General features: G+C 37.9%; 16 protein-coding genes. 9 read left to right on the plus strand and 7 right to left on the minus strand.

What is annotated here, in order from left to right; genetic code table 11:
• The 3 genes from JNUCC52_RS11650 to JNUCC52_RS11660 form a co-directional block, all read right to left on the minus strand.
• Window positions 1-3,783 (minus strand): DEAD/DEAH box helicase, encoded by a 3,783-nt coding sequence (locus JNUCC52_RS11650; RefSeq protein ID WP_337980012.1) that lies wholly within the window; start codon window positions 3,781-3,783, stop codon window positions 1-3.
• Window positions 3,784-3,927: 144 nt separating this feature from the next.
• Window positions 3,928-4,482 carry an NADPH-dependent FMN reductase gene (locus tag JNUCC52_RS11655; RefSeq protein ID WP_337982217.1) on the minus strand — a complete coding sequence of 185 codons (555 nt, stop codon included), beginning with the start codon at window positions 4,480-4,482 and terminating at the stop codon, window positions 3,928-3,930.
• Window positions 4,483-4,613: 131 nt separating this feature from the next.
• Window positions 4,614-5,465: an oxidoreductase gene (locus tag JNUCC52_RS11660; protein WP_337980013.1), complete on the minus strand. Its 852-nt coding sequence runs from the start codon at window positions 5,463-5,465 to the stop codon at window positions 4,614-4,616.
• Window positions 5,466-5,696: 231 nt separating this feature from the next.
• Between JNUCC52_RS11660 and JNUCC52_RS11665 the strand changes: the two genes are divergently transcribed.
• The 5 genes from JNUCC52_RS11665 to JNUCC52_RS11685 all read left to right on the plus strand — a co-directional run bounded on the left by JNUCC52_RS11665 (window position 5,697) and on the right by JNUCC52_RS11685 (window position 10,118).
• A complete protein-coding gene (locus JNUCC52_RS11665; RefSeq protein ID WP_173478722.1) occupies window positions 5,697-6,743 on the plus strand; it encodes a PseG/SpsG family protein in 1,047 nt (348 codons plus the stop codon).
• A gap of 227 nt (window positions 6,744-6,970) precedes the next feature.
• Window positions 6,971-7,156 (plus strand): SE1832 family protein, encoded by a 186-nt coding sequence (locus JNUCC52_RS11670; RefSeq protein WP_173478723.1) that lies wholly within the window; start codon window positions 6,971-6,973, stop codon window positions 7,154-7,156.
• 99 nt (window positions 7,157-7,255) lie between these two features.
• The gene (locus JNUCC52_RS11675) at window positions 7,256-8,821 is read left to right on the plus strand and encodes an ABC-F family ATP-binding cassette domain-containing protein (protein WP_173478724.1); all 1,566 of its coding nucleotides are present in this window, start codon (window positions 7,256-7,258) and stop codon (window positions 8,819-8,821) included.
• Between the two features lie 422 nt (window positions 8,822-9,243).
• The gene (gene spx / locus JNUCC52_RS11680) at window positions 9,244-9,648 is read left to right on the plus strand and encodes a transcriptional regulator Spx (protein WP_036117523.1); all 405 of its coding nucleotides are present in this window, start codon (window positions 9,244-9,246) and stop codon (window positions 9,646-9,648) included.
• A 23-nt stretch (window positions 9,649-9,671) separates the two neighbouring features.
• A complete protein-coding gene (locus JNUCC52_RS11685) occupies window positions 9,672-10,118 on the plus strand; it encodes a MarR family winged helix-turn-helix transcriptional regulator (RefSeq protein WP_139859862.1) in 447 nt (148 codons plus the stop codon).
• A 127-nt stretch (window positions 10,119-10,245) separates the two neighbouring features.
• Here JNUCC52_RS11685 and JNUCC52_RS11690 read toward each other — a convergent pair whose 3' ends face one another.
• Both JNUCC52_RS11690 and JNUCC52_RS11695 read right to left on the minus strand, forming a co-directional pair.
• Window positions 10,246-10,794 (minus strand): RNA polymerase sigma factor, encoded by a 549-nt coding sequence (locus JNUCC52_RS11690; RefSeq protein ID WP_139859863.1) that lies wholly within the window; start codon window positions 10,792-10,794, stop codon window positions 10,246-10,248.
• Window positions 10,795-11,097: 303 nt separating this feature from the next.
• Window positions 11,098-12,225, minus strand: a complete 1,128-nt coding sequence (locus JNUCC52_RS11695; RefSeq protein ID WP_337980014.1) for a LuxR C-terminal-related transcriptional regulator — start codon at window positions 12,223-12,225, stop codon at window positions 11,098-11,100.
• A 190-nt stretch (window positions 12,226-12,415) separates the two neighbouring features.
• On the opposite strand from JNUCC52_RS11695, the gene JNUCC52_RS11700 reads away from it, so the two are divergent.
• The 3 genes from JNUCC52_RS11700 (at window position 12,416) to JNUCC52_RS11710 (ending at window position 15,542) form a co-directional block, all read left to right on the plus strand.
• A complete protein-coding gene (locus JNUCC52_RS11700) occupies window positions 12,416-13,171 on the plus strand; it encodes an SDR family NAD(P)-dependent oxidoreductase (protein WP_173478725.1) in 756 nt (251 codons plus the stop codon).
• Between the two features lie 20 nt (window positions 13,172-13,191).
• Window positions 13,192-13,935 carry an SDR family NAD(P)-dependent oxidoreductase gene (locus tag JNUCC52_RS11705; protein ID WP_173478726.1) on the plus strand — a complete coding sequence of 248 codons (744 nt, stop codon included), beginning with the start codon at window positions 13,192-13,194 and terminating at the stop codon, window positions 13,933-13,935.
• 224 nt (window positions 13,936-14,159) lie between these two features.
• Complete coding sequence (locus tag JNUCC52_RS11710; RefSeq protein WP_337980015.1) at window positions 14,160-15,542, plus strand: dipeptidase; 1,383 nt, start codon at window positions 14,160-14,162, stop codon at window positions 15,540-15,542.
• A gap of 359 nt (window positions 15,543-15,901) precedes the next feature.
• On the opposite strand, the gene JNUCC52_RS11715 is transcribed toward JNUCC52_RS11710, so the two are convergent.
• Both JNUCC52_RS11715 and JNUCC52_RS11720 read right to left on the minus strand, forming a co-directional pair.
• On the minus strand, window positions 15,902-16,474 hold the full coding sequence (locus tag JNUCC52_RS11715) for a nitroreductase family protein (RefSeq protein ID WP_173478728.1): 573 nt from the start codon (window positions 16,472-16,474) through the stop codon (window positions 15,902-15,904).
• A gap of 99 nt (window positions 16,475-16,573) precedes the next feature.
• The gene (locus JNUCC52_RS11720) at window positions 16,574-17,068 is read right to left on the minus strand and encodes an amidase domain-containing protein (RefSeq protein WP_337980016.1); all 495 of its coding nucleotides are present in this window, start codon (window positions 17,066-17,068) and stop codon (window positions 16,574-16,576) included.
• Window positions 17,069-17,252: 184 nt separating this feature from the next.
• Between JNUCC52_RS11720 and JNUCC52_RS11725 the strand changes: the two genes are divergently transcribed.
• Window positions 17,253-18,275, plus strand: a complete 1,023-nt coding sequence (locus tag JNUCC52_RS11725) for a DUF2804 domain-containing protein (RefSeq protein ID WP_173478835.1) — start codon at window positions 17,253-17,255, stop codon at window positions 18,273-18,275.
• The last annotated feature ends 68 nt before the right edge of the window (window positions 18,276-18,343 follow it).

Genomic DNA, 18,343 nt, shown 5'->3' on the forward strand with positions numbered 1-18,343 from the left:
CTACATCACCTGTCCTTCATGGTTACGTAAACCGTTGTAGGATTTCACTGTCGTTAAAAGGTTGCTGTACATGTCACGTGTATCCTGGTGTTTAGCTCGTTTTGCAAACATCTCTGCACTGCCAACAAGCATTAACAATTCACGCGCACGAGATAACGCAACATTTAACCTGCGATAATCTTTCGCAAAGCCTATGTCCCCTCCCTTTGGTGTATTACGTACCATACTAACTAATATGACATCCATCTCCATCCCCTGGAACTTATCGACTGTTCCTGTTCTAAACTGCAGATGGGGTAGCTGTAATTCCTGTTGAAGTAGACGATTAATTTTCTTCACTTGCTCACCATAGAAGCTAATAACGCCTACACTTTTTTGTACATTCTGTGGTATGCGCCCTGCCTTTTTCGCTTCCATAACAGAGGCGTTTAAATCTGTTAAAATTCGGCGAATAGTTTGTAATTCTCCCTCATTATAACGACTTGTACCACCTTTCACCTGTTCCTCTAAAAATGGTTTTTCAGTTGGCATATCAATCCATAATAAATGGTCATCTCGATTAACGAATTGTCCCTCTAAGCCGTGGTCACGTGCTGCATCAGAGTCAGGTAAACCGCATTGCAAACCGTTCTCTTCCTTAGCGTAAAACGGTGTAATACTGTGCATGATTTTTTCATGCATACGGTACTGCAATGCAAGCATTTGCTTATGTGTTGACGGTAGGTTATTAAATAAGCGCTCGAATAACGATTCACGCAGCAAGCTTTTTAACTCTTGCGCGCCATCAAAGTTTGGATTTTCTTCTAACATCCCCTTCAATGTTTCCTCCAGCGTATCATCACCAAGAAGTGGAGGTAGCTGATGATGGTCACCAACTAAAATAACTTTCTTGCCCTTTAGCATTGGTAATAAAAGCTCTGGAGGTGTCGCCTTAGATACTTCATCGATAATAACTACATCAAAGGTCGGATAGTTTTCCATAAATTCCTTACTTGCAGAAGCAACACATGTTGTTCCGATCACATTGGCATGACGCACATATAATTTGCGAATTTCGTCTAAATCATATTCGGTTGCGTTTTGTAGCTTATCACGCCATTGCTCTTGTAATTTTTTTCGTAGAGGTAGCTGCTGTTCTTTACGATGTAGCTCTTCTAAGCTTTCATTTGTCACTTGAATAGCATCCTTTACTTCCTCATATGTGCGCTCTGGCGTAGATTGTAACAATGCTGTTAACGCAGTAAGTTGTTTTTCCTTTTTTAGTCCTTCTACATTTATAGACTTAATTTTTTCTTCTAATTGCACTAGCTGTTCTTCCACCTCATGTAAGCTAGCCTGTGCTGTTTGTTGTGCCGCTTTCTTAGGTGCAAGCTGTGTATTAGCTTGCTCAACGGACTGCAACTGTTGGCGTGCTATTTGTAGAGCGGATTGTGTAGTAGATACTAGCATTTTTAGCTGCTCCACTGATTCCTCTGGCATCACATCAGCTTTGAATGTATCAGCGAGTTGCTGTAGACGTTCGGTATGTGTAATAAATGGCTGTAATTGCCGCTGTAAACTTTGAACATCGAAGCTTGTAATAGCACATTCTTGATGTATTAAACTACTAATGTTTTTACGTAGTGACTCAAATTCACGATCTTTATGGTCCTGTTGTTGTCGAAGCGCCATACCTTTTTGCCAAACAAAATCACGCCGCATATAGAGCCCTAGTAAATAGCTCTCCAATTGTTCATTCGTTGGTGTTTGCCCTTCTTGAAACGACTCATTTAGCTGCGCAAATACACCTGTTAAATTTTGTAGCGAGAACGACTGTACTGGCTGTTGACGACTTTTAGCTAACGCTCGCTCTTTCTCCTCTGACGATAACAGTGCTTCAAGCTTTGCAATTGCTTTTTGTAATCGGGAATTAATTGTTGCCCATGCTTCTAAATCTTTCGCATCTTCTAAATGCTCTAATCGTCCAATTTGTTGAGCTAGTATGTGCGTCGGACGGATGTGATAATGCTGTAAAAAGCGTTGAATACGTTCAAAAGACGTTAACGTACCAATATATTGTTGGCCTTCCTTCATTAAAAGCAAGCGCTTATTTTCTTGTTCATATTTTAATTGAATATCTTGATACTGTGATGTCAGCTCTTGCTTTTCTGCAAGTAATTCTTTATATTGAATAGCCGCTTGCCACTGTTCTATATTATGGGTGCTGTCTTGAATCGTTTGTTGAAGCTGTTCAAGCGAATCATATTCAGATAAAATTTGTTCATGCGATTGTATAGCGGACTCTAATTGTGCTAGCTGTTTTTCAAAATGCTCTTTTTGCTCTTCACTAGATTCTTTTTCTGCTTTTGCCGTTTTCAAATCCTTTTTTAGCGATTGAATCTCTTTTTGTAAAATGGGTTCATCAATTACGGCCTGCTCCTTAGCAGCTATTTCCTTTGTTAACTCCTCAAGCCATGTTTCCAGCTTTTGTTTCTCATCCACTGCTTTTACAATACTTACTTGTAGCTCTTGCTCACGCTCAGCAAATGCAATAATTTCTTCTTCAACAGCAGCTAATGTTTGCTCACGCCAATGTAGGGCAACATTTTCCTCAATGAATTTTTTACCCTCTTCTTCAATACTTTCTGTACGGCCATAGCGCAAAATTCGTATTTCTTGATTGGAGAGAAGCCTGCCCAATGCATTATCAACAGCTAAGTTTGACTGTGATGCAACGAGTGTTTTCAAGCCTGCCTTAACATTTTGCTGACAAATTTCTGAAATTACCGTTGTTTTTCCTGTCCCTGGAGGTCCTTGAATCACATACAAATCTTCAACAGATAGGGCACCGATTACCGCTTTCCGTTGATATTCATTTAAATTATTATGAAACGCAATATCATCGCGCAGCTTGGCCGTGCGGACGGTTGGGCGTTTCTCAAATAATATCGTCTCTAAGCTAGCATTCACTGCTTCGCCCTTTTCTAGCTTCGTAAAGCCATTGCGCAAGCGTCGTATTTGGCTTAGTGTTGCAAAATTACTAAAGCTCGCTTGCTTTGAGCGCAAGTTTAACTGATCTTTACGAGCCTGATCCTGTGCAAAAGGCTTTAAATCAATTTCAACCGTTTGCTTACCAGCATTCGATTTTAATACTTGTCCGATTTCACCACGTACACCTTGGATGCTAACACTTAAACCTTCGAGTTGCTTCCATTCCTTTGCTTTTACATAAGGACATACTAGTGTTAAACGTGAAAAGTCTTCATTAAAGTAGCTTTGTTTAAATTCCGTATGAATATCATCAATTGTTGCATCCCGTTCTTGGATTTTTAAATAGCCTTCCCAACTTGCAATACGTTTTTTCACATATTCGGTGCGTTCTTCAGCAATCGGTAGCTCTCTTATTTTTGAATGAAGATCAAGTGGGATACCTGCGCCATTATTAGGTTTTGTGACAAATTGCAATGCAGCTGGTAAGCGACGATTCGTACTTATTGGACCACGCATATGTACAAAACGAATATTAGTTGCTAATAATCCTTCCACTTTTAGTACACAATCCATAATCGCTGTTTTTCCTGCAAGTACACTATCTAACTTCTCGTTGTGCTCCGCATTAAAATAAATGGATAAAAACGTTTCACCAATGGTTTTCGCTTTTCTTTTTTCAATATAAACGGTAATTGTTTTTTGTAACGCAAAAAAGGCATGCTCATTTGCTGAGCATTCCTCTACCGCCTCCTTCGCCTTATTCGTCAAAATTAAATTACAGCGTTGTTTCTCTAGTAAAGCGATGTTCTGCATGAGCTGCCCTCCCTTCCGAATTCACTAAAGTATTATTTTATCATATCGCAAAAGGAATCTTGCAAAGAAAAATCCCCTGCACAGTGATTTCCTTCCACTGTACAAGGGATCAATATTTATTGGTACCGACATTAAGACATCTCTTTAATGTTGGTCGATTGTTTCTTTCGGTAATGTTTTGCTCATTTCACAGTACTGAACGAAAACACGTGCCATTTCACGTAAACGATTATGAACATCCTCGTCTACAATTACATTATTTGCATCAAAATGTGATGTATGCGTATATACATAGTTTGGTGTTACAAGTGCACGGAAGTAGTCTAAAATAGGCTTTAATTGATTTTCAACTACTAAATGGTGCTGATATGTGCCACCATTCGCTACGATAGAAACTGGCTTATAGCGCATTGTTTTCGGATGTAAGAAATCAAAAGCATTTTTCAATACGCCTGGAATCGAAGCTTGGAAAATCGGCGTTGCAATAATATACGCATCAGCTTCTTCAAATTTCTGGATCATTTTTTTCATATCGTCATTCAATGGTGAGCCATCGACAATTTGATGCTTATATTCACTAAAATGCATAATTTCTAAATCGAAACTAGCATCGAAATCTTTAATATAACGCTCTACTTGCTCTAAAATAGCACCAGTTTTACGCCCAAACATTGTGCCATCAACGAGTAAAATTTTCATATTCATTTTGCCTCCACATTCATCTTCTACAATAATATTGTAACAAATGAAAAGTGGCTCGGGAAGAATTGTAGTAGTCAAAACAATAAATTCAGTCTTTAGACGGAATGCTATAGTTAGTAGAAAGACAACTATTTTTCATTATGCCTATTAAATGTCACATCTTCGTCTACAACCGTTTCTTCCACTTTAAATTTATCTCGGTTAATAATGACCTCACGATTGACCTTGTGCTCTTCATTAGATACGGTGGTGTCTTGAAGTTTTCCCCAATTAAATAACTCGTCACGTGTAAAGTCTTCTTGTGTCACATTCGGAAAATCCATTTTCGCTAAGTCCTGTGATGGATATATTGTCACCCATTGTTTCTTTCCATGTAACGCAATGACAATCATTGCTTTTGCAACTTGTGAGGCTTCAATAGCGCGTGAACGCTTTAATGGTCCTATTAATAATGGGTTAGCAAGCTTTAATAGCTTTTCTCCTACCTTTTCACCTAACCGAAATTCCTCGCGCGGTCCTACCAAAAGAGAGGGACGAATAATTGATAGACGCTGTAAACCAAGTTCTATTAAAGCATTCTCCAGCTTTCCCTTCACACGATTATAGTAAAAACGCGATTGCTCATTAGCACCCATAGCAGTGATGACAAGCATATGCGGAATCCCTTGCTTTTTAGCCAAAGAGGCAATGGCTAGTGGATATTCAAAATCGACTTTTTCAAACGCCTCACGTGCGCCTGCCTTTTTTATCGTAGTGCCTAAACAGCAATATAGCTCATGCGCAAACTCAATATCCTTTTCTTCTAATGTATCGAAGTTTCGAATTTTCACCTCTAACTTCGGGTGCTTATATTGTAGCTCTCGTCGTGCTATCACGATTACTGAAACATATTCATCGTTTTCACATAACTGTTCTATTAGTGAACTACCTGTTAATCCAGTAGCCCCTACAACAATTGCCGAACGCATGCCCAATTTCATTCTCCCCCTTCGAGAAAATTTTATATTCGCTCTAAATGGACGAGCTCTTTGTATGTATTTACAATATGCGTACTAACATCTTTTTTGCATGTCCTCTCTATTATTCATCGGTATAGCAAACTTAATTTTTAAAGTTTCATCTCTTACATTATTTATCTAATGTTAATTTTTACACATACTTGCCCCATTTTCACCATAATTTAAATAGACAGATGAAAGGATGGGATACATTTGCAAAACGAAACACAAACAATTAAACCGAAAAAATCGATTGTTTTCATAATTGAAAGCTGTATTGATAAAGGGCTGTATCCTTTTGAACGAGTTGCAACATTAGCTAAGTTGCTTGGACAAGAGGAAGTTTTTATATTCGTAAAGACCCCTTCCAATGATGGGATTCAAATTTTAATGAATCACAATCTTTCACCAATACTATTCGAGCATTTCGATGAATTACCTAAGCAAATAAAAGCGATACAACCTGATTTAATTGTTAGGGACGGTCGGAACTCTGAAAGCTGGCAAGTGGAAAATTTACGACCATTTTGTAAAACTATTATTCATTTTGATGATTTTGGTGAAGGTGGCCAAGCCTGTGACTGTGTATTACTAGCACTCTATCAGGAAGTTAAAGATTATATGCCATCCCATTATATCGGTGGCAGTTTCGTCTTTGCATTACCAGAAGCTTATCAGCATTCCGAACAATTACCTGATCTTAAAACACCAGAGAACCCGCCCCATATTGTTGTTGCTTTCGAGGATGGGGACGAGCATAACTTAACATATCGTACTCTTCGACACTTAACTCAGCTACAAATTCCACTACAAATTACAGTAATGATTGATGAAAGCTATCGACATGCGACTGACGACTTACAAATGATGGTATTAAGTCGTCGTAATACTGCCATTTTGCGTGATAAAGACGCACTCCTAAAATTATTACCCAAAGCGGATGTCATTATTTGCAATGCTAACTACACACCATATAAGATTGCTTCCTATGGCGTGCCATGTATTACGCTCGCACAAACAGAAAACGAGCTTTTGCATGCATTCCCTCGCGAGCATAATGGCTTTATACATCTCGGCCTAGGGCGTAAGATGAAACAATCACAAATACAAAATGCTGTAATGGAGTTTTTATTACATGAGGCGCGCAGTGAACGTGCTGTTAAAAAACAGCGCCAGCTTAATCTTGCTAGCAATAACAATACGCTGGAATCTTTATTACTTGATTTTGCTTATGATCGACATAATATCGCTTCAACTTAGTGATTCTTTTAAGGTGGATATGATACAATATATTAGAATTTTTCACTTTCACTATTCCCCTGCATCTTGCTGAATGTATTCATTACAAAGTAGGCTAGAATTTTTTGAGGAATCTCAACGCATCAGTACCCGATTAATTTTAACAATTGAGCGGTGGGGGATGACAAACCCTCATCGCTTTTACACGCTTTCTTAATAAAAATAAACTAATAAAGGAGCTAACGATCATGCCATCAAAAAGCGATATTGAATATCAAATTAAAGAATTAAAAATGGATTATATGAATTTACAAGGTGATATCGAAAAACTTGAATCTACTGGCCATAACGACCAAGTTGCAAAGGCTGAGCAACGCCTTGCTAACATGGAAGCACAGCTAGCAGAATTAAATAAACAACTAGCAGAGCTATAATAATGTCGCATCGTGCCAACTGTTTAGGTTATAACAGGCGCACTGCGATTCATCTATTTAAACAAGACCTAATCGAATTATTTTGGAGGAACAACATATATGGCAATATTAACAGTTGAAAAATTAGGTCATTCTTTCGGTGACCGTACTCTTTTTAAAGATGTTTCTTTCCGTTTAGTAGAGGGCGATCATATCGGCCTTGTCGGCGCAAACGGCGTTGGTAAATCTACTCTTATGGGAATCATTACAGGACAAACAATTCACGATGAGGGAAAAGTTGAATGGCTACCTGGAACACATTATGGCTATTTAGACCAGCATACTGCGCTTACAGCTGGACGCACTATGCGCGATGCATTACGCGATGCCTTCCTCCCACTATATAAAAAAGAAGAAGAGCTAAATGAAATTACAGGGAAAATGGCTGAGGCTACACCTGAAGAATTAGAAGTTTTACTAGAACAAATGGCTGAAGTTCAGGATGCTCTTGATGCTGGCGATTTCTATTCACTTGATATGAAAATTGAAGAGGTTGCACGTGGTCTAGGTCTTGATGCAATTGGACTTGAGCGTGATGTTGCTGCCCTTTCAGGTGGTCAACGTACGAAAGTTTTACTGGCAAAGCTATTACTAGAGAAGCCAAAAGTATTATTACTTGATGAGCCAACGAACTATCTCGATGAAGAGCATATTACATGGTTGAAAAACTATTTAAAAAATTATCCACATGCATTCTTATTAATTTCCCACGATACGGAATTTATGAATGAGACTGTTGATGTTATTTTCCAATTAGAGTTTTCAAAGCTAACTCGCTATACAGCTACGTACGAAAAGTTTTTAGAGCTTGCTGAAATCAATAAACGCCAGCATATTGATGCATATGAAAAGCAACAAGAATTTATAAAAAAACAAGAAGACTTCATAGCAAAAAATAAAGCACGCTACTCTACAACTGGTCGTGCAAAATCTCGTGCGAAACAGCTTGATCGATTAGAACGTATTGACCGTCCTGAAACAGCAGTGAAACCTGAATTTGGGTTTAAAGAAGCACGTACACCAAGTCGTTACGTTGTGGAAGCAGAGAATTTAGTCATCGGCTACGATAAAGATAAACCACTACTACCACCTCTATCATTTATGATTGAACGCGGTGAAAAAATTGCCTTAGTCGGCATGAATGGTGTTGGTAAATCGACATTACTTAAAACGATGCTTGGAAAAATCAATCCGCTAGGTGGTACGGTAATTCGTGGTGATTATTTAGCTCCTTCTTATTTCGAACAAGAAGTAAAGGCAGATAAAATCACTCCTATTGATGATGTATGGAACGCCTTCCCTTCTATGGAGCAAGCACAAGTTCGCGCAGCATTGGCACGTGCAGGTTTAAAAACAGATCATATTACGCGCCCACTTAATTCTTTATCTGGTGGTGAGCAAGCCAAAGTTCGTTTATGTAAGCTAATGATGGAAGAAGCAAACTGGTTACTATTTGACGAACCGACAAACCACTTAGATGTTGATGCAAAGGAAGAGTTAAAGCGTGCTATGAAAGAATTTAAAGGCACAATTGTACTCGTTAGCCATGAACCTGATTTCTATGAAGGCTTAGTAACAAAAGTATGGGATGTACAAGACTGGTTCACAACTGGGCAACAAAGCTAAAGAAAATGTCCTTCTAAAACGTAAAAATCCACTTCGCTTTCCGCGGGCACATCGTAAGCCGCAACCGTCGCTATCGCGCGTCTGTTGCGGCTTACATTTTGTGCTGTTCCCGCAGGAGGCTTCGTGGATTTTTTTTAGTTGAAAAAATATCTTACTGCCCAAATTCAGAATTGTTTGGGTGACTGGCACGCCCTATTTTTAAAATCTCCCAAACTTACATCATTGTAAGCTTATTTAATGAAACTTTTCGCTCTTCCCAGCGTATATTTAGTATAGATTAAAAATATTATGTTCTCTAAAAAGTTTTTAAATAAACTATTGATTTATATATAGCTTACTAGTAAGATATATGTATAACCTATTTAACTTACTAATAAGCTATTCATATAATATAATCCAACAAAGAAAGCGGGGAATGAAGAATGACAGTTACTATCTACTCACAAGCGAGCTGTTCTTCATCCAGAAAAGCACTAAAATGGTTAAAAGATCACAACATCGAATATAAAGAAAAACGTATTACATCACATCCTCTTACACTTGCAGAATTTAAAGAAATTTTAAGCATGACTGAAGATGGTACAGATGAAATTATTGCAACAAACTCAAATGACTTTAAAAATTTAAATATTGATATTGATCAGCTTTCTATTCAAGAGCTGTACGCAATTATTCAAGCACATCCTAGAATGTTGCGTAGTCCTATCCTTATAGATGAAAAACGTATTCAAGTTGGGTACAATGAGATGGACATCCGTCGTTTTATTCCACGTAAAGTACGTGCTTACGAATTAAATGCGATGACTAGATTGGCACAAGAAAGTTAAAACAGTTTTGGAGATGACCTTATATGGATCAAGAAAAACAAAAAGCCATTACCTCATTGTTTGAAGTTGTCTTTTCTATCGAGCGTAAATGGGCAAACGAGTGGAATAATCATAATGCACTCGGCTTTTCAAAATCCCATATTTTAATTTTAGACTACTTATCGCAGGAGGGACCAAAGCGCCCTTCTGCAATAGCAGAGCGCTTAAAGGTAACAACTGGTGGCGTCACGGTATTAACGACCAAGCTAATTAATGCTGGTTTTATTGAAAAAACGCAGCATGCTACTGATCGTAGAGCCTCACAATTAGTTATTACTACTGATGGTGAAGAAATACTTAAAGAATCCCGTCAACAGGTTAGCGAAATTATTAACAATATGTTTGGCATGCTCTCAGCAGAAGAGGTGCAAACGTTACGTGATATTTTCGCTAAATGCTTACTATCTGTTGATACACATCGGCAAGATTAAATTTCATCTTTGTGTAAAAACACGAAAAAGGACGCATCGCAAATTTTCTTTGCAGTGCATCCTTTTTTGGATTGGCCGAACGAATACTTCCGTCTAAGTAGTTATAGTTGTGCGACCAATATTTTGATTACGCTGGCAGCACAGCCTCGACGATTGACACATCAGCCATTAACATTTCTTTTAAACGCGCTTTCGCACGGAATAAACGAGATTTCACTGTACCGATAGATACTTTCATAATAGTAGAAATTTCAGCAAGTGAATATTGGTCTATGTAGAAATACCATAAAGTTTTACGATAAATTGTATCTAATTGACCCATTTTGTCCTGTACTAGCTTCGTCACAATCTCTTTTTCAATTTTTTCTTCTGTAGAAATATCATTATTGGGAACCAAATCTAAAATCGGTACGTCTAATGTTTCAGGTTGGTTCATCATATACTTACTGCGTCGTACTTTTTTTCGATAGCGATCTCTAAATGTATTCATTGTAATGGTTGTAAGCCAAGCTTTAATATGTTCAACTTCGGCAACGCTATCTTCATAGCGTACAACTTTTACCCAAACTTCTTGCATTAGATCCTCTGCTTCAACATTGTTGCGAGTAAGTTTCAAACATAAATGGTATATATAACGGTTAAATTCCTCATATACGCCTTCTAATTTTTCATTCATTGTGTATTCCTCCGCTTCTTGTTCTTGCTTCTATACACATTCTCGCAAAATAATGTATTACACTCTATCGTATTGGCTTTCAATTTCATTACAATCGTGTAAGCTTAAATGCTTTCACTTGTAATATTCGTAAAAATTGTTTTACTACTATATTTCTTTTTCGTTAAAACAACACTTCTAGACAATACTCCCCTATTCTTATCACTATATTTTCAATAATAATTATTATCAGAAAATTAACTGAACATTAATAGGTATGCAAATAACAAAAAATGCACTCCTATAGTAGAAGCGCATTTATTGTTAACTTAACAGCCCTAAACGAAAAGATGAAGCAACGACCTGTGTTCGATTCTTTGCTTTGAGCTTTGTCATTAGACTACTTACATAATCCCTGACCGTATGCTCACTTAAAAATAATAAACTGGCTATTTTTTTATTATCATATCCTTCAGCAAGCAAGCCGAGTATCATCGACTCCCTTTCTGTTAAATGAAGTTCAGTATTTTTTTCTACCTTTTCACCCTTACGTGATAAAAATAAGCCTAAACGCTTTCCTACTTCCTCAAGAAGCGTTAATTCTTCCTTTGTACAATCAAATTCCTCGCCTAGCTGATCAAATGTTAGCCAGCCGAATAACTGATCCTGTCCAATAATCGGAATAAAGATAATTGAGGATAATCCAAACAATTGGATATGCTCTTCCTTGACGTAATTTTTTGGGCTTTTTAAATAAATTGGTTTTCTTGAACTAAGTATAGTGTTTTCTCCCGTTAGCTCCCCTTTCATACTTTGCACTTTAGGAAGCTCTGCACCAATAACACCATAAAATTGATTGGACCATGGGACATATGCATAAAATACGCATCTTTTATAGCTAAAATATTCTTCACATTTTTTTAAAATATAGGCTAAATCCTGATAGCCTGAGGAACTGATAAGCAATTGATCGAGCTTATCTAATAACTGTAAATGTCTTAATCCCTGATTTTCAATAGGCATCTTACTTTCGCGTTCTCCCTCACAGTCATTGTAAAGCTGTACTAGAGAAATAAATAATGATAATACATACATTAAGACGGCATTCGTTCGACTACTCTTTTGTTGAATCATAAACGTAATCAATGATTTTTCAAATATTAATTGGAATAAATTAAAGCTCTTCCTATCAATAATGGATAATTGTGATTGTAGCCATGTATTTAAAAAATACTTATCATCTCCATTTAATTCATCAATGTTTGTATGTGTTAGTAAACGTAAAAATGAATCTAATAGCAAAGCTACTCTATTTCGTTCTGTTTCGCCTATAGCAGGTTCTAGATTGAGATAAATATTCATATTCTCTTTAATTTGTTTATGATGAACTTTTATAAATAACACAAACTCTTGAAGTGTTACTTCTTCAATTGGCTGAAATGGATGCGTCATAGGAAATTCTTCTCCTTCACACTAAAATACCCCTATAAATGGAGGATATTCACTCACTATATTATACAGCATCTTATAGGATAGTATTTCAAATTGACAATAGTAAAATAAAGGTATCGCTAAACAATGCGAATACTTTTGGATCCTAAAGTAATTATATAAAAGAAATAATGAAAGGGGCATGGATGAAATGAGACTTAGAAATGCAGTAGCCATTATTACAGGTGGAGGTACAGGAATCGGGAAAGAAACTGCACTATTATTTGCCAAAGAAGGCGCCAAAATAGTTATTACTGATATAAACGAACAATCTGGTAACGACACTGTACGTGATATTCAAGCTATTGGCGGTGAAGCATTATTTGTACGCCACGATGTTAGCAATGAAGAAGACTGGAAAAAGGTCGCAGATGAAACAATCAAAACATTTAACAAAGTGGATATTCTTTTCAATAATGCAGGTATCTATATCATTAAACCACTAGCAGAAATCGAACTATCCGATTGGAACCGCTTAATGTCCATCAATGTGACAGGTGTCTTCCTAGGCATGAAACATATTATGCCACTTATGGCTAAACAAAATAAAGGCTCTGTTATTAATGCTTCTTCTATTGCTGGCTTAACAGGCGCTGCTGGACATGTATTATACGGCGCTAGTAAAGGAGCCGTTCGCATTATGACAAAAGATGCGGCAATGGAATATGCACCATATGGCGTACGTGTAAACTCTATCCATCCTGGCTATATTGATACAGGAATGGCTGACTATGCGTCAGCAACAACTGGAAGCTCTAAAGATGAATTGGGAAAAAGCATTTTCCCATTAGGACGTTTAGGCTCTGTTAAAGAAGTAGCACAAACAGTATTATTTTTAGCGTCTGAAGAGTCTTCCTTCTCAACAGGTGCAGAATTTGTCATTGATGGCGGAGCAACAGCAAAATAAAAATAAAGGTGGTCATTTACATGAAACTACAAGATAAAGTAGCAATCGTAACAGGTGGTGCTAGCGGTATCGGTGAAGCAAGCGTTCGTCTTTTTGCACAAGAAGGAGCAAAAGTAGTCATTGCTGACTTCTCTGAACGTGGACAAAGCATTTCAGATGAATTAAATAATAGTGGTTTTGATACACTCTTCGTGAAAACAGATGTAACTATCGAAGAAGATATTAAAAACATGATACATGAAACTGTGAAAAAATACGGAAAACTTGATGTGCTGTATGCCAATGCGGGTGTAGCTGACGATGCGCCAGCACATGAGTTATCTTACGAAAAATGGAAAAGAACAATTGATATCAATTTATCTGGTGTATTCCTTTCAGATAAATATGCGATTGAACAGTTCCTTGCTCAAGGTACAGGTGGTGTTATCGTTAACGCTGGTTCCATTCATAGTTTTGTAGCCTTACCAAATCCAACAGCCTACTCATCTGCAAAAGGTGGTGTAAAATTATTAACGCAAAACCTATGTACTGCTTATGCTAAACAAGGTATTCGTGTAAATGCGGTATGTCCTGGCTACATCGACACACCTCTATTGTCAGAAGTAGATGCTCAAACAAAAGAATACTTAGCATCCCTTCATCCACAAGGTCGTCTTGGTAAACCAGAAGAAATCGCTAAAGCCGTTTTATTTTTAGCAAGTGATGATGCAAGCTTTGTGAACGGTACGACCCTTCTTGTCGATGGCGGCTATACAGCCCACTAAATATGATAAAAAATCTGATTTCGATAAAACATCGATTTCAGATTTTTTTTGAATCATAGACTTAAATTAGCTGTATTATCGAGCTATCCTCTTTTACGAAACATTACAACCTAGTGAGCCTAAGCATTCATAAAAACAGAAGAAACCATTGCTATAGCAAGATTCCCCAACCACATTATGCTATACTATTTCTATTATCGAAATATTGAAAGAGGGATGCTAATATGACGCAATTACAGACGTTAGATGCTTACTTTACAGAACATCGCGAGGCACACTTAAATGAGCTAAATGAATTTTTACGTATTCCAAGTATTAGTTCGTTATCAGAACACAAGGGAGATATTCAGCAAGCTGCTGAATGGCTAGCGGATGCTTTCAAGAAACTAAATCTAGAAAACATCTCTATTACGCAAACTGCTGGACACCCTGTTGTTTATGCTGATTGGTTACATGCAGAAGGTAAACCAACGATTCTGTTTTACGGACACTACGATGTACAACCTGTAGATCCATTGCATTTATGGGAAACAGAACCGTTCAATCCTACAATTCGTGATAACAAGTTATTTGCACGTGGCGCAAGCGATGATAAAGGCCAAGTGTTTATGCACTTAAAAATGATTGAAGCGCTATTTGCGACAACAGGTACTTTGCCAGTGAACGTCAAATTCATCTATGAAGGTGAAGAAGAAATCGGAAGTCCCCACCTTCCAGCCTTTGTTGAGGAGCATAAAGAAAAATTAGCTGCAGATTTAATTTTGATTTCAGATACAGGCCTTTATGGACCTGGTAAACCTGCAGTATGCTATGGCTTACGTGGTCTTACAGGTGTACAAATTGATGTCCGCGGTGCAAAAGGTGATTTACATTCGGGCCTATACGGTGGTGGCGTGCAAAATGCCATCCATGCTTTAGCAGAAATTTTAGCATCTTTCCGCAACGAACATGGCACAATTCAAGTAGAAGGTTTCTATGACAACGTATTACCATTAACAGAAGAAGAACGTGAAGCTTACCGTGCGCTAGGTTTTGACGAAGATTCTGTAAAAGAAGAAGTTGGCGTATCAGAATTATTCGGTGAAGCTGGCTATTCTTATTTAGAACGAACTTGGGCTCGTCCAACACTAGAAGTAAACGGTGTGTTCGGTGGGTTCTCAGGCGAAGGCATTAAAACTGTACTTCCCGCTGAAGCTGGTGCAAAAATCACATGCCGACTAGTACCAAATCAAGATCCAGAAGAAATTGTTGCTTTATTAAAGGCACATATCGAAAAACATAAGCCTACTGGTGTAGACGTAACCATTTCAGAATTCGATAAAGGACGTCCATTCTTAACACCGTTTGATCACCCATTTATTCAAGCAGCTGGACGTTCATATGAAAAAGTTTATAATGTCCCAACAGCTTACACACGTGGCGGTGGTTCAATTCCTATCGTTGCTGCATTTGATGAAATTTTAGATTTACCTGTTGTTCTAATGGGCTTCGGTTTATCGAGTGAAAACTTCCATGCACCAAACGAGCACTTCCATTTAGAAAACTTTGATAACGGCCTACGCGTATTAGGCGACTACTTATATGAGGTTGCAGCGTTACAAAAATAAACAAGGCAATAGCTATTACAAAAGAGAAAAAGTGTTAGATTGAATGCAATCAATCTAACACTTTTTTACTGCGACCGTTGTTGTTCGCTACGGCGGACGCTTTCCGCGGGCACACCGTAAGCCACAACCCTCGCTAACGCGCGGCATGTTGTGGCTTACGCTGCGTGCGTTCCCGCAGGAGTCACTGCCTACGCTACCAACCACTTTCGTTTTCCCCGAAGCACGACGGTTTTTCTTAGAATTACTCACAATGCATTATGATTCAATAAAACCCCCTCACCAGTTGGTGAACTGCGTCCCTATTGTTAGACACATCTAACAATTGGAGTGCAGTTCATAGCAGGGGGGGTTTCAATCGTTTATTCACCGAAATTCGTTACAAATTGTGCTGATTTTTTACGTTCTTTCCCTTTTGGCACTTCATCAAAATATCCGACTTGCAGCATTGCAATGACACGTTCACCTGGCTGTACTTTCAATGCCTCGCGGAACTTCGGATTGTCTAAGAAGCCTGGTGTTTTCCAGCAAGAGCCAATACCTTTCTCCCAAGCTAACAACTGGATATTTTGAATGAAAATACTCGCTGCTGCATAATCTTCTAAACGCTCTTTTTGGCGGGCATCCTCTGGCACAATGACAAAGGCAAATCCACCTGGTAGTGTAAATTTCGTCATTTGCTTGACTAAATCTTCACTCGAAAGATCCTGCCATTTTGGAATAGCTAAATCACGTAATAAATGTTGCACTGCAACTAAATCTTCATCGCAAGCTATAACTAAACGCCAAGGCTCACGATTCCCGTGGTTCGGTGCCCAAATAGCATCATCTATAATGCTCATTAACTCCTCACGATTTACCGTCTTCCCATTAAATTTCTTTATAGAACGGCGATTTATAATTGCTTCTCTTACTGATAAAATTTGTTCGCTCATTTTCTATTATCTCCTTCAATTAAAATTAGAATATAGATTCTTCGTCAGTACTATCTCCAACATTATCATAAAATGATAAGCTTTAAAACCGCCAACTCTCTAAGCAAAACTATCATCTATATGGTAAAAGTAATAGGTCATATTTGGGGTATACGCCGTAGAATCCTGATAAAAATAAGGTCTGTTAATACTATCGGAAGTATGTGCATTCACATATGGAATTCCATTTTGTATACTCGTGACAATAACAGAATGATCGATTCTTCCATCTCCTTGAAAATCGTAAAAGATAATATCCCCAAGTTCTAATTCCTCTGCTGATTGTACACGTTTAGCCTTCAAGCCAGTTGTAGAGCCCTCTAAATACCATCTTAGAGAATGTGAGACAGACCAGCTAAAGCTCCAGTTTCCTTGCTGAATCCACCAACCCTTTTCTCTATTTGGCGCTCCTCGCATCGGAGCCCCTCCAGCAAGTAAGCATTGTGAAATATAATTCGTACAATCAACATCAAAGTTCGGAAATGCTGGATTGCGTCTGTTCCACCACAAATTTGCATATTGAACAGCTGCCTGTCTGTTATACATTTTAGCCACGTTTCCCCTCCTTATGTCCATCATATGACTACATCGTTCGTTCTATTAATTAGGTCCTTCATCGTATTCTTAATGAAAACAGTCATATCAGGCGCTATCTTTTCCAATTTCAAGATAGTTTTTGCTACAATAAGATTAAACAAATGGGCATTTTTTTATTTTACGAACAGAAGGGATGTTGAATGTGAAGCAGCATGCTGAGAAAGAAATCTTACAGCCTACTCTTTTATGCGATAAAAAAGGGAATTTAAATCCAGCTGCTATTGGATTTGCACGAAAACCTCTCATAAATAGCAATTTAAGTGGTCATATCATGCGTAAAAAGAAATGGAATTATTGGTGTGTCTATGGCGATGAGATCTTATTCTCCGCAACGATTAGTCATCTCGATTACGCAGCGGTCTGCTTCGTGTATTTCCTTGAATATGAAACTCAGCGCTATTTTGAAAAAACAATAACAGTTCCGCTTGGTGGCAAGCTTAAAATGCCGACACACGTACTTGAATCCGTATCTTTCAGTAATAGTGAAATGTCGATTGATATGACCTATATTCAAAACGAAACGCATTTATCCGTTTCAATCCCTACATTTGATGGCGATGCCTTACGTGCGAATTTAATCATTCAACATCCACCTGCAGATGAATCGTTGAATGTAGTCATTCCATGGAACCGTAGAACATTCCAATTTACAGGAAAGCATCATATACTCCCTACGTCAGGTGAAGTGATAATCGGTAATCGTCACTTTACATTTACTCCAGAGGAAAGTTTTGCTGTACTTGATTACGGGCGAGGTGTTTGGCCTCGAGAAGCCACTTGGAATTGGGGAATGGCATCACAAAGAGTTCGTGGCAGACGTATTGGACTCAACTTAGGTGGTAAATGGACGGATGGTACTGGAATGACTGAAAATGCAGTTTTTGTTGATGGGAAAATGACAAAAATTCATGAGGACTTACTGTTCGATTATGATCGTGAAGATTATATGCAACGCTGGAAAGTGAAAACGAAATTTACAAATCAAGTCTCTCTAACGTTCTCCCCATTTTTTGAACGAGTTGCGGCAACTAATGCAAAACTTGTCAAATCAGAAGTTCACCAAATGTTTGGCTATTATGACGGCACTGTTCTACTAGACAATGGTGAGACACTTGTAATTAAACAAATGCTTGGTTGTATTGAGGAACATCAAGCAAAATGGTAAATGGCTAAATGCACTTATTAACTTCATATGTATTGCAAAAAAATTCGCTCTAATACGTATTGCGAATT

Source organism: Lysinibacillus sp. JNUCC-52, from assembly GCF_015999545.1.
Classification (GTDB): domain Bacteria; phylum Bacillota; class Bacilli; order Bacillales_A; family Planococcaceae; genus Lysinibacillus.

Bases quoted from the DNA above. Each gene is read 5' to 3' on its own strand.
- JNUCC52_RS11650 (WP_337980012.1), bottom strand. From the start codon at position 3,783: ATGCAGAACATCGCTTTACTAGAGAAACAACGCTGTAATTTAATTTTG.
- JNUCC52_RS11655 (WP_337982217.1), bottom strand. From the start codon at position 4,482: ATGAAAATTTTACTCGTTGATGGCACAATGTTTGGGCGTAAAACTGGT.
- JNUCC52_RS11660 (WP_337980013.1), bottom strand. From the start codon at position 5,465: ATGAAATTGGGCATGCGTTCGGCAATTGTTGTAGGGGCTACTGGATTA.
- JNUCC52_RS11670 (WP_173478723.1), top strand. From the start codon at position 6,971: ATGCCATCAAAAAGCGATATTGAATATCAAATTAAAGAATTAAAAATG.
- JNUCC52_RS11675 (WP_173478724.1), top strand. From the start codon at position 7,256: ATGGCAATATTAACAGTTGAAAAATTAGGTCATTCTTTCGGTGACCGT.
- spx (WP_036117523.1), top strand. From the start codon at position 9,244: ATGACAGTTACTATCTACTCACAAGCGAGCTGTTCTTCATCCAGAAAA.
- JNUCC52_RS11685 (WP_139859862.1), top strand. From the start codon at position 9,672: ATGGATCAAGAAAAACAAAAAGCCATTACCTCATTGTTTGAAGTTGTC.
- JNUCC52_RS11690 (WP_139859863.1), bottom strand. From the start codon at position 10,794: ATGAATGAAAAATTAGAAGGCGTATATGAGGAATTTAACCGTTATATA.
- JNUCC52_RS11695 (WP_337980014.1), bottom strand. From the start codon at position 12,225: ATGACGCATCCATTTCAGCCAATTGAAGAAGTAACACTTCAAGAGTTT.
- JNUCC52_RS11700 (WP_173478725.1), top strand. From the start codon at position 12,416: ATGAGACTTAGAAATGCAGTAGCCATTATTACAGGTGGAGGTACAGGA.
- JNUCC52_RS11705 (WP_173478726.1), top strand. From the start codon at position 13,192: ATGAAACTACAAGATAAAGTAGCAATCGTAACAGGTGGTGCTAGCGGT.
- JNUCC52_RS11710 (WP_337980015.1), top strand. From the start codon at position 14,160: ATGACGCAATTACAGACGTTAGATGCTTACTTTACAGAACATCGCGAG.
- JNUCC52_RS11715 (WP_173478728.1), bottom strand. From the start codon at position 16,474: ATGAGCGAACAAATTTTATCAGTAAGAGAAGCAATTATAAATCGCCGT.